Origin of the sequence: Legionella maceachernii (assembly GCF_900167045.1) — a bacterium.
Classification (GTDB): domain Bacteria; phylum Pseudomonadota; class Gammaproteobacteria; order Legionellales; family Legionellaceae; genus Tatlockia; species Tatlockia maceachernii.
In genome coordinates, this window is sequence record NZ_FUXJ01000009.1 from 54,264 (window position 1) to 67,518 (window position 13,255).

Here is a 13,255-nt window from a genome sequence, read left to right on the forward strand (position 1 = left end):
AAACCCTTATTTGTTACCTCGTAATCAATTAGCTTCTCTATAGCTTATAGCGCAAGTCAATTATCGAAGGAAACGAAGATGGATCATTTTGGAAACTCAGCGCTGTTTGGCGTAAGTACTGCTATTAATACCCCATTTAAAAAAATCATATTGCCCTTTTCTCCTCCCAGTTTCTCTGGTTTATGGAAGTGCGTAATTCACGCAAGGGAACTTTTCAGTTCGACGTGAATTAAAAGCAAGTTCATCCTCTAATGGAAACAAGGATTGTCTAAATGAAACGGGTTTCGTTTTTGTTGTTATTGAGCTCATTACCAGTATGGGCTATGGCGTCTCCCTATCCGAGTGTTGTTTTTCAAAATTTAACGCCTTTTGAAAACACCGTGTATTTTGGTGAGCAGAAAGTCATTAAAATAAAAATGCATTATGAATTCTTGAAATACGCTCAAGAATGGTACTTTCCTCTCGGTGTAGGACTCCTTATTAATGCAGGGGTATGTCCTTATTTTATAAGTGGTTTTATCAATTTTCCTTATGTTGGCGATTGCTATTTCAGTTTAATTATTTCAGGTAACCAACTCGGACAGACGATTACCGGAAACAATATGTTCCGTCTATCTGGTGGTGAAGATGGTGTGTACTGGGATATTGGATCGAGCATTCCCTTTGCAATTACTGTTATCCCTCATTCATTATCAATGACGGCTATTCCTATTCAGAAAGGAACAGCGAACGTGCCTTTTATACTCAATCTTAAGCCATACGTTAATTACTATGGAGAAAATGTTCAGGCTGGAGTCCCTCCTCAGGGAAACGTGATTCCTGCTTCGCAAGATGGGTTATTTTTTGATTCGTCGAATTTTGCGATTTTTGGTAAACCAACAAGAACTGGAACTTATGTATTTAGTATTGGCGCAGCCAATGCTTATAGCAGCGCTGCACCAGCGCATTTGATTATTAATGTTGGGATTAATCCCGAGGATACACCTATTTTTAAAGCACAAAACGCTATTCCCAGCGCCTCTCCCGGCCAAAACTTCCAATTGAATCTCATTGAATTGATTGAATCAAAGAGCCAACCGAGTAATCCGATACGTTTTCGCATCGATCAAAATGAACCCCACCCTCATTGGCTTACGGTTGGTGGAGTAGACAATAACTACCTGGTTGGTATCCCTCAATCTGCGGATGCAGGCAGCGATGATGAGGTAACTCTCATTGCTTCTACTAACACAGGAGGAGACTCTTGGCCATTAAAAATTCGTATTCCTGTCGCCACCGATCCAAATAGTAAACCAACGATTAAGGCTTTTTCGCTTAAAAAATCAGTGGGCGATGAGTTTTCCTATGATGTAAGAAAGCAAATTGTTGATCCGACAAATGATCGTAATCTTCAGTTAGTTATCGAGCGTATTGAGCCTGAAGTCACATGGCTGCAAGTGTCTCCAAACGAACCAACAATTTTAATGGGTTCTGTCCCTATGGATGTTACTGGACAGAAGTATCAGCTCAGTTTACACGTTAATACGCGGATTGGCGGTGATTCGGAGTCCGTTAAAGTGTCTTTAAGTATCGCTACGGACAACGAGAAGAAGCCCCGTTTTAAAGAAGCAAATCCACAATTACCAACAGTTTATCCAGGGCAACCGTTTTATCATGATTTTGTACTCAATCACGATATTTTTCCCGAATACGAAGCCATCCCTTATGCCGTTGAATTCGCAAAAGATCATGAAAAGCCGAGTTGGTTACGCATTGAAGACAATAAATTGATTGCTGATTTAGTGCCCGAAATGGAACAGCAATTTTTGCGAATTTACCTCACTATCAAAAATATTCCTGGAGGTAAGTCAGAGATTATCCCTTTATCGTTGTTTGTGATGAACTAATTAGGAGAGACTCAGGATGACACAACTATTTACTAATGAAGGCTTAGGAATCAGTGGATCCTCGATTGGACAATTAGGCAATTATGGACCGAAAGGCAAGGCCGAATTGGGTCATGGTGGCGAATTCATTTATATGAATGCTGCAAATGGCAACCTGGTTTTACGTCAAACAGATGGTTTTTTAGCAAGCGCAGGGATCGGGTTTGAGGTCATTCAAAGTTATAATTCCCTTGGTGAAGGAGGTAAAAATTGGCAGTTCAATACAGAAACCTCTCTCAGTTTGCATGGTACAGTGAATAATGTGGGCTCTGAGCTGACCCGTATTGACGCAGATGGGCATGCAACTCAATTTATTTTTAATGCAATTAAAGGTTGTTATGTCGATAAAAAGGGAGGGATAGCGACCCTTATTTTCAAAGGTAATCACTGGACTTATCGAGAAGGTTCGAGCGCTTGTTCTTATGAATACAATGTAGACGGGCAACTCACGAAACTCACGGATCGCGATGGCCATCAATTGCAATTCTATTACCGTAACGGACAACTCGATTCTATCGTCGATAACAGCGGTAAGCAGCTCATCAAGTGGACGTTTAATCAAGGTTTATTGCAAGATCTCATCGTAATGAGTGATGGTGTAATCGTGCATCACTTGCACTATGACTATGATGAACAAAATCGCTTAAGCAAAGTCAGCCGTGATATAGCTGAAGGAAAAAGTTACTGGATAAGCTATGACTATGTGGGCGACTCAAACCGCATTTCAACCATCCGTCAATCCGATGGTACTGCTCTATTTATTGATTACGATGAGGAAGGACGCGTAAAAAAATTAGTTGATGGGGAAAATCGTGCAACTACTTATCACTATTTTGACGGTAAGACCTTAATCACTGATAGCAAAGGTGAAACATGGAGTTATTTTTATGATCAGCAGAGCCGTTTAACTGGCATTGATGGTCCCGAAAATAGTCGCATTCGTTACAAGTACGAAGGCAACCATTTAACCGAAATTTATCAAGGCGATTTGCATTGGTTGCTTCATTATAATGAAGCAGGGGATTGCATCAGTATCGAAGAGCCAACAGGGCAAATCACCTCTCGTCTCTACGATGAGGAACATCATTTATTAAGCGAAACTCACTATGCTTCTTTTGGCGGTAATCATCATCCTACTATACCCAATACTCAACGTTTTGTTTATGACGAAAAAGGGCATTTGCGCTTCAAAATTGCAAGTGATGGTACTGTTTCTGAATACCGCTACAACCAAGAAGGACAATGCATTAGTAGTCGTCTCTATCTTCAATCCAGTTACGATGTAGGGCAATTGACTAGAGAGCAAAGCCCCCAATTGGATGAGCTACTCCGTTGGGTAAGTGCTCAAAATGCCCAAGCAATCACGCTCACTACCTATCATTATGATTGGCGAGGTCTTTTAGATGAAGAAATGCATTACACGTCCATCAACGCGAACAGTGAGGGACAACTTGACGGTGCTATTGCGACCTATTTTCGATATGATGCAGCAGGCAGACTTTTGGAAAAAGCCGTTCCGGTGAATGGAAAATTAAGTACCACGAGCTATGTCTACGACGACTTAGGGCGCTTAATCCAGCGCATCGATAATCACAATCATCGCCAGCGATTTGAGTATGATGATGGGCATCAACGAACCATCGAAACCGATGCGAATGGTTTACAAACCATTCGTACTTATGACCGCTCCGGATTGTTGCTAACCACCCAGTATTTGGATAGTGGGCAACAAAATTACGGTACTGTTTATTACACTTATGACGAAGCAGGCCGCTTACAGTCTGAAACTGATGTGGATGGGAGTATCACTTATTACTTTTATGATCATGAAGGCCGGTTGCAAGCCAAATGCGAGCCAGGTGGACATTTAATCGAATATCGCTACGATGAAAATGGACGTCTTATTCAAACCCTGCGCTTTCATGACACAGTGAGCACCGTTGATTGGCCAAGGAAAATTCCTTTATGGTCTGCCATAAGGCCCGAAGCAAATGCGAAAGATCGCACGAGCCAAACAGTCTATAACGCTTATAACCAGGTTGCTTATCAAATTGATGCCAAAGGGGCTATTCTTGCTTTTGAGTATGATCCAGCAGGCCGAGTGATTTCTAAGACGGCTTATGCGATTCGTTTAAGTGATTACAAAGGACAAATTTTATCTTTTGAAGCTTTAAAGCCGCAAATGAGCGCTGAGGATCGCCGTATTCATTATTTTTATGATGAGGAAGGTCGGTTACTCGCTGAGGTCAATGCCGAAGGTGCGGCAACTGCTTTTCGCTACGATAGAGCAGGGCATATCGTGGAAACTATTCGTTACGCGAATCGACTCAATTTTCCACTTGAAGCCCAATGGGTAGCTCCCAGAAGCAGCTTTAAAGATATCCACAGTCGTAGTCTTTATAATGCAGCTGGTTTGAAAGTGGCTGATATTGACCCTTTAGGGTTTGTTATCACTTATGAATACAATGAACGAGGATTATTAATTGAAAAATATGGCTTTTCCACTGCATTAAGTAATGAAATATTAGCAAACATCAATGAAACGACACTTCTTAGCAATCTTGCGCTAAAAAAGACAGCTGCTGATCATGTCACGAGCTATGCGTATGATGATCTGGATCAATTAATTGAAGAACGCTCGCAAAATGGTTTACTGACCCAATTTCGCTATGACGAAAAAGGTTTAATTCTTGAAAAAACAATGATCGACACGAAAACAGCAGAAATTCGTCAACAGCGTTTTCGCTACGATGCCATGGGGAGGATCAGCCACCGGTTGGATGAGATAGGCGCCTATCAATTACTGAAAGCCAGCAATCTCACTCAAGAAGAATGTGAGGCCATTTGGCAACATCATAGTCTTCGTTACCGTTATGATTTAGCAGGGAGGTTGATGAGTGTTACTAATGGACTGAACCAAACGACGCGTTATTTTTATAATGAAGCAGGTTTACTGAATTACACAGTCAATGCTGATGGGCATGTGATTGAATATCAATACAATGCCTTTAACCAAATCGCTATGACACGCCGCTACCGCAACTTACTGAAAGAAAAATCAGCAAACTTATCTTCCACTGAACTTGCTGATCGTTTAAAGGGTTTGCGCGATGAAGCCAGCGATGAAATTACCTATTATGAATACAACTCATTAGGACAGTTAGTAAAAAAATTAACTGGTCGCAGCGGCCAACAAACCATCCATTATAACGCCTTTGGTGACATGGAGGAAACGCATTTACAGCTAGATGCCTCTCATGAGCAAGTGCAACGTTATTCTTATGATCGCCGGGGTTTATTACGTTTCCAAATCGATGATATTGGAGGACTGAATCGCAAAACAGAAATTCAATACGATGTGTTTGGACGCATTGAAAAATCCATTGATGGCCGCGGAGGAATAACGAGTTATGGCCTAAATCGGCGCGGCGAACAGATTATGATTGAAAATCAAGCTAAGCATAAGAAACAAATCTACTATGATGCATTCGGTCGTATACTCAGGGAAACCAATTATGCGTCAAAAGATCTCTATGCTTTCCTTTATGATGACCGAAATAATACTTTAACACTCGAGCATCCAGGCGAAAAAAACAAAGTGGTTACCCAATTCAATGCATTCGGTGACAAAATCACAGTGACAGACGCTAATGGTAATACGACACACTATGCTTATGACGTGAAAGGGCAATTATTGGGTGTTAATGGACCTGAAGAAAGTACTGAACATTATCACTATGATGAAGCAGGTAACTTAGTTTGGAAACAGGACAGTAATGGGCAAAAAATTCGCTACTGGTATGATGCAGAAGGACATGTCTTAAGCAAAACGGTGGACCCAGAGGGCTTGGCTCTGACCACGCGGTATCAATATGATGGTATTGGGCGTCAACTGCTAGTGACTGAGGCGAATGGGCTGCGTAAACAATTTAGCTATGATGATCGTGGGAATTTGATTCAAACCTGTATTGACCCTGAAGGGCTTAGCCTCACCACTCGCTTTGATTACGATGATCGCGGATTACTCATTAGGCAAACGGAATTTAACCCACAAGGTAAACATAAAATCACTGCTTATGAATGGGATGCATTGGGGCGACGCAAAGCAACTGTCCTTGATCCGGAAGGGTTAAAATTAACGACGCGCTATAAGTATGATGAGAATGATAATCTTATCAGCGAAACGGATGCCAACAATAACACCCGCCGTTTTGTTTATGATGCAAAGAATCAATGCCGATTTCAGATCGATGCTCGAGGAGCAGTGATCGAACATGTCTATAATGTGCATGGACATGAAGAAAGAACAATCGCTTACGCAAATCGTATCCCTGCATTAGATGACTACACGGAAGCAACTCTTCATTTAGCACTCATTCCCTCCGAAAAGGATCAATATCAATTTCGCCTGCATGATAGAGAAGGACGGCTCATTGTCTATTTTGATGCTTTAGGCTATGGGACATCCTATTCTTATGATGATAATGGTAATTTAGTCCATCAGATTCGCTTTGCCAAAGCCCAGTCTTTGGATATTCTTAAAGCCGGAAGGTTTGATTTGCCTGAAGAAGTAGAAGAGCGGCATCAGTATTTTGCTTATAACGGCCTAAATCAATTGATTTATCAGTTGGATGAGAAAAATAATTTAACCCAATACAGTTACAATGCGTATGGGCAATTAATAGCTAAAACCCAATTCGCCCAAGCCTTAGCGCTCGAAGGAAATGTTTATTCATTAGAAGTGATACGCGCTAATCTTAAGCCCTCTTCAGCGGATCAATGCACTCGATATGCCTATGATGCTGCGGGCCGATTAAGTCACCAACTAAGCGCTAATGGGATTGTTTCTGCTTATTTTTATGATGCATCAGGTAACCGTCTTGCCTCGTTACAGTATGCAACACTTCTTGAACGCTCGACCATAAAAGACGATTGGCAAAACCAGGTTTTGGCATGCAGTCATGATCGACTAACGCGTTCTATCTATGATGCAGCAGGCAGAGAGGTATATCGAATCAGTGCTGAAGGCCGAGTGCTTGAGCGACGTTATGATGCTTTAGGCAACGTCATTAAAGAAATAGCCCATTGCGAACGACTAAACTCATCAGCCAGAGCTGAAAGTGATTTACTTCTTTTAGAAGTGGACAAAAAAGATAGTATGACCTCGTTTCAGTATGATGGGGTTAGTCGTCTCGTCATTAAAACAGACGCTAACCAGCAAACCACTCGCTACCGTTACGATAACAACAATAACTTGCTGGCTAAAGTTGAAGCGAATTTAGCCGAGTGGACTTATGTTTACGATGAAGCCAATCAGCTCATCGAAACGCGCTCGCCAAGTACATCAATCTTGAGTTTCCAAGCTGGAAGATGGGTATCAGAAACGCGCACAATCCTAACTCAAAATAGTTATGATAGTTTTGGCAATATTATCTCCACCATTCGTGACGTAAATGGTTTAAACCAAACGATCCGTTATGTTTATGATAATAATAACCGTAAAATAAAAACGATATATCCCGACGTGTTACTGAATGCGGCTAGCAACCAAGCGAGCGCTAATCGCCAGGAGCAAGCACAAACGCTAACCGAAGTACAAGAATATAATGCGTTTGGTGAGGTGATTGCTAGCCAAGATAAAGCGGGTAACTGGCGCTATAATGCTTATGATAACAAAGGGCAACTATTATATAGCTTAGATGCTAAAGGCGCATTAACAGAATTTTCGTATGATGCTTTTGGTAACGTATTGTCAAAGACGCGCTATGCGCATGTTTTAAGTTGGTCTAAAGACCTGGGTTCTAGTAGTATTGCATTTGCGAATGCTGTACTCCCCAGTGCCTATGATCGCGAAGAGCTTTATCAATATGATTCCGATAATCGGTTGATCGAAAAAACGCAAAAGCCAATCTGCACCTACAACGCTTCGACGAATCATTACGATACCCTAAGACCTACCACACGGACTACCTATAATGCGTTTGGTGAAGCCATCAAGGTTGCTGTTAAGCGCAATGAAACTGATTGGGCAACGACCCGTTACTACTACGATAAAGATGGCTTAAAGCAGGCCTGTTTGGATGCAGAGCAATATTTAACCACTTACACGTACAATAATTTGGGGGAGTTAACTGACGAAATTCAGTACGCGAACCGAGCCACTTCCTGGGATGAAACGCATGTGCCCCCTCCCGGGATGAGCGCTAAAGATCGACATACCGTCTTTACCTATGATGCATTGGGGCAATTAACCAGCAAAACATTAAAACAGGTCAGTTATCAGCGTCTTATTAATGGGAGCAATCGCTATGAAACGCTCGTTACCGATGTAACGACTAAATATACTTATGACGCATCGGGAAATTTGACGTCTATCACTGACGCCTTAGGGTATACCGCATATTGTTACTACAATGCTCTAAATCAGCTAATCGCTAAAGTAGGCCCTACAACTTCAAAAGGTCGGGCTGCAACAAGTTATCATTATGATGCGTTAGGACAGCTTATTGAAGTCACGCGTTTTGCACAGGGGGCTCAGTCTGCTGATGAAAATCACTATGTATTAAACGGCCATTCAGAAGAAGACGTCACAACTCATGCAATTTACGACAGCCAAGGCAGATTACTTGCAGAAATTGATGGTTTAAATCATGCCATCCAATACAGCTATGATGCGAACGGCCAAAGAGTACGAAGTTGGCAATTAATCTCTCAAGTTGATGGTTCGCAACGCTTAATTGATAAACGCTACACTTACGATACAGAAGGGCATTTATTACAAACCGCAACTTATAAAAATGATGGTCAGTTGATGACAGAGGATGCTGTTTATAATGCTTTCGGCGAAATGACCAGCAAGGGAATTAACGGCAATCTAACTACCCACATCGAGTATGACAATTTAGGACGAGTTCGGCGCTCGAACACTCAAGGGTTTTATCAGCTTTATGTTTACGACTTAATCGATCATGTCACTCAAATAGTGACTTCTACCAATGCCTATTCTGAAGTTTATGATAAGTATGGTGTAGATTTATCCAGCGAGCGATTCAACGTGACTGAAAGCTTTGATAAAGATCAATGGCATTTTAATTTGCAACGGCAAAATAATACCTATGATGGACTTGGTCGTATCTTAAGTCAGCGTAAAGAATTCACGGTTCGGGCAGAAATAGAGGGACAAAAGGACCATTTAGAAACCGTACAGCAGTCCCAACAAGTTGATCGTTGGGGCAATATCATATCCCACCTCAATGCGCGGGGATTTGAAACACGTTATGAGTACAACGCTTTTGATCAGGTGATTCAACAAGAACTTCCAGAAACAGTTGCTTTTGATGAAAAGATGGTAGCGCATACCCTGAAGCCTACGCTTTATTATGCTTATGATGCATTAGGTCGCGCCATTGCAATGACTGATGCTAATGGGCATACCGTAGCAAAAATTTTAGATGCTGAAGGACGTATACGGACTGAAATTGATGCTAAAGGTAAGATGCGATTTAAAAACTACGACCTATTTGGGCAATTAGTCACTCTTCAAAATGAGTTAGGTGGTTTAACGACCTATACCTACGATAAAGCCAATCACTTAGCCAGCGTCACTTCTGCCAAAGATAAACAAACCTACGTGTATGACGAAGCAGGGGAGTTAATTGCTCAATACAATGCACTGGGGCAGTCCCTGTTATTTTGGTATGACAATCTAAATCACCAAATTGCCAAAAAAGATGTTGGTGATCGTATGACTTACGCAAAATATGATGATGCTGGACATAAAACGTTTGAACAAAACGCCAATAATCATAGTCAATTCTGGGATTACGATGCGGATGGGCGTTTGAAATCACATACCGATTTAGGTGGGCACACGACCTTCTACCAATACAATAAGAACGGGCTTTTATTGGAAGAAACTTCAACTACGGGTAAAAACATAAGCTACTATTATCGAGGGAACGGTGAGCTCTTATCCTATACGGATAACGCCTGTAGTGAAACGGTCTCGTACTCTTACGATGCTGACGGCAATGTCATTTCTAAAACGGCAGCACGCACTGCCGAGAGATCAGATGGTTGGTTACGAGAAACAGATAGCTATAGTTATGATGCGTTAGGACGGCTGATTGCAGTAAGACGTCGCCATCCGAACGACACCGATAATCGGTTCCCCGAGAAAGACCACGCATTGCTCAACGTTGATTATCATTATGATGCCGTAGGAAATATTCGCCATACTTCCGTGGAAGCTAATTACACAGGTTACCAAAAAGTGAGGCGAGATGATTTTTATACTTATGACGCCAATAATCGTATGCTGATTAATAAAGGTGCCTTCATTAATGGAGCCATTATTGTTGGTGACGCGCAAAGCGCTTACCTTGATTATGATGAGGCAGGTAATGTCAAAAGTGCATTGAAATTTGAAAACGGGGCATTGCAACAATACAGTTATAAATACAATAACTGGAATCAATTAGAGTCGATTAGTAAAAATAATGGCCTGTTAAAGGCGATTCATTATGATGCGATTGGTCGAGTTGATGAAGAGCGCTTATATGACGTGTTCGGCCATGCTGCAAGCATTACTCGAATGATTTATGACAAAGATCTACTCAAATACCAAACCACAAGTACTATTTTTGCAGGCGCTTGGCTGGAAACGGATAAGAATGTTTATTCCTACGATGCGGTGGGTAATTTAGAGGACAGCGCGAATCAGTTTTTCCAAAATGGCGTGTGGTATCAACGCTATCATCATTATACCTATGAACATTGGGATAGCTATATGCAATCGATGGATATAGCCTCCTTATCCATTAATAATGGTCCGTTCAGCCAGGGTTTAAGCGTGCGTCATTATGATGTGAACGGCCAACTTTTTAACGCGGTTGATATGCCGATAGCAGGAACCGGCACGCCCAGTAATATGGATTACAAAATCAGTACGCTTGATGGAATACGCGGGAGAAAAGATGGCAATGGACAAACGAACTATTTGACGGTGGCCGGCAAAACCATTGGTGATTTGCGCTTAGAGAATGATGGGACCCAGTACTTGAATGTTTATGGGGGATTTAGTCCAACCGGTAGCCAACGAACAGGTTCAGTTGCTGGTTATTTTGAAGATTTTGCTCCTGCCATCACAAACAGTACTGCTGATTTTTTACAAAGGGAAGCCTTAAGCCTTCCGAATGATGATGTCATGGCAAATACGCCTCAAGAAAATATAGGCACTTATATTGTTCAGGCAGGAGATAATATAGAGAGTATTGCGCTTCACATTTACGGTGATAGTAGCCTATGGTATCTCATCGCGGATGCGAATGGGCTTACCGACAAAGTAGGAGGACTTCATAATGGCCAGCGACTGATCATTCCGCCCGTTGCGATAAGGCAACATTTAAACAATACGACTCATCGTGTCATAAGTAGTGCTGAGTTAATTGGTGACACATCCCCGACTGTTTCCATGCCTACATTGCCCGCCACGTCACCATTGACGCCCCATCGAAAATCGCATTCCTTATTTAAAAAAATCGCAGTTGCGGCAGTTACAGTGATTGCCACAGTATTGGCGGCAGCTGCATTTGCAACGCTAGCAGGAGCAATAGGAGCGAGCTTAAGCGGAGGTTTAAGAGGTCTCTTGCATTTAGGTATAAAAGCATTGACGGGACAGGCCATGGGAATGGCCGGCTCACTAGCTACAGGATTTGCAGCAGGGGTTGCCGGCAGTCTTGCAGGGCAGGGCTTAGCTAATGCGCTTGGTTTACAAAAAGGATTCAATTTAAAGGGCTCATTGGTTACAGGACTATCCACCGCGGCATCCGCAGGTTTATTGAATGGCTTGAGTTCGAGCGAGGCCTTCACAAGCCTACTTGGCAAATTTGACAAACTGTCGCCTTCAGGATTTAGCTTGTCCCAAGCAGCGCAGATGATGGGAGAAGATGCAGTAAGCCAAGGCGTAAGTTTAGCCTTACAAAATCATCAACATTTTAGTTGGACAGAATTAGGCGCAAAAGGGGCACTCGGAGGCATTGCAGGGAGTAAGCAAGGAGAAAAATTCAATGAATCGCTCAATAGAAATCTCGGTGAAGGCCTAAGCAGTGTCATTCATTCTGAGCTAAGCGCCCTGGCAACAGGCGGATTACAAAGTGCAATCAATGGCGGTGGTTTTAATGCTGCTCAAGTGCTGAGGGAGAACTTAGGTTCTGCGATTGGCAGCGGAATTATTCAATCCCAAATCGCTAAAACCCCAGAGCAGCCCTCTCTAGTTCCCATTGAAATCGAGGCAGGGGAATACTGCCCCATTCCGCAAGCCCAGGAAGAAACATTAACCCCAATCCAAGAGACCAATCGTCAATTGTACGAATCCATGAATGAAAACACGAATGAAGTGTGGAACGATTACGGCGACACGTTGTTGGTAGAGGGGAAATTAGAAAGCGCAAACACTGAGAGCAATTTATCAATGGGTTTAACAACTTTTGTAAAAGATTCTGTAGTAAATTGGACAAAGGGATTAGGCGCTACAATATGGGAAAAAGGAAAAATAGGAAATAGACTGACAGGTGCTATGCAAGCAGGAGAAGGGGCAATAGAAATGACAAGCGCGATAGCCCTAGAAAACAGCACATTAGGCCTATCAACTCCTCTGAGCTATCTTTTGGGCATTCACGCTGCAGATAAATTAGCCACAGGTTTTAGAACGCTAGCCACAGGAGAACTCACCCCAACCCAAACACTAACCGCTTTAGGAAAAACCAAGCTCTCAGAGCAAAACATTACTCTCACCGAGGATATTTTCTCAATGGGTACGGTTGTAGGTGGCGCAAAAAGAATCGCGTTGAAGATTGGAAAGTATGGTGAGGATAGTTATTATAATTTTAAAAATACACCGCTCTTAAATCGTTATACAAAGAGTGTCGAATTCAGAAGTATAGTAGGAACCGGAGCACTTGGCGGGCTTTCAGGAGCTTATGGAGCTTTTGCTTCTGGGGGGAATAAATATGATGTTGGGGTTGGGGCTTTGGCGGGAACGAGTATTTCATTAGGGGCAGGAATAAAATACTTTAGAATGGTTTTGGGTAATCCTTTTGTGGCTTCAGGCCTATCAAATATCATTGGCCAATATGCTACCCATCTACGAGACCCCGTTAATAATAATTACAGCTTAGTTTCTTTAAGTTTTGTATTATTGGGAACTGGAGTTTCGAGTGCGATTAGTAAGCCAATAAATGTAAGAGTTACAAAAGCAATAATTGATTCAATGTTTAATGGATTTTTTAGTGGTATGGGCAGTGATTTAGGCAAAAAAACAGGATGGTAGA

General features: G+C 42.1%; 2 protein-coding genes. Both read left to right on the top strand.

All coding sequences use genetic code 11. The annotated features are described in order from the left end of the window. Positions 1 to 272 precede the first annotated feature (272 nt). On the top strand, positions 273 to 1,886 hold the full coding sequence (locus tag B5D33_RS09085; RefSeq protein WP_058452059.1) for an Ig domain-containing protein: 1,614 nt from the start codon (positions 273 to 275) through the stop codon (positions 1,884 to 1,886). A gap of 16 nt (positions 1,887 to 1,902) precedes the next feature. Beyond that, positions 1,903 to 13,254 (top strand): hypothetical protein, encoded by an 11,352-nt coding sequence (locus B5D33_RS09090; RefSeq protein WP_058452060.1) that lies wholly within the window; start codon positions 1,903 to 1,905, stop codon positions 13,252 to 13,254. Position 13,255 lies beyond the last annotated feature (1 nt).

Coding starts and splice junctions, on each gene's coding strand:
- B5D33_RS09090 (WP_058452060.1), top strand. CDS start 1,903: ATGACACAACTATTTACTAATGAAGGCTTAGGAATCAGTGGATCCTCG.
- B5D33_RS09085 (WP_058452059.1), top strand. CDS start 273: ATGAAACGGGTTTCGTTTTTGTTGTTATTGAGCTCATTACCAGTATGG.